Annotated in this window: 1 protein-coding gene; it reads right to left on the bottom strand. The window is 67.4% G+C overall.

Features of this window, described 5'->3' with window-relative positions:
- On the bottom strand, positions 1–242 hold a 242-nt coding region (locus LQ326_RS47640), incomplete at both ends, for a condensation domain-containing protein (RefSeq protein ID WP_234545443.1).

The following is a 242-nucleotide window of genomic DNA, read 5'->3' as shown; positions in this document are numbered from 1 at the left end:
CCAGACCGGCCGGGGCACCACTGTCAGACCACCGCTCATCGAGGCCCACCGACAGGTCGAATCGTGCGGGCGCTACCTCTGGTTGAACCTGCTCGACCGCCAGTCCCTCCAACTCCCACCGCGCCTCCGGCACGTTCTGGAGCGCCAGCATCACCTGGAACAGCGGATTACGCGCCGCCGACCGCGCCGGATTGACTTCGTCCACGAGCCACTCGAACGGCACGTCCTGGTTCGCATACGCG

It is taken from the genome of Streptomyces shenzhenensis (assembly GCF_021462265.1).
Classification (GTDB): domain Bacteria; phylum Actinomycetota; class Actinomycetes; order Streptomycetales; family Streptomycetaceae; genus Streptomyces; species Streptomyces shenzhenensis.
The sequence above is the reverse complement of the archived record's forward strand: the minus strand, read 5'-3'. Positions and strand labels throughout refer to the sequence as shown.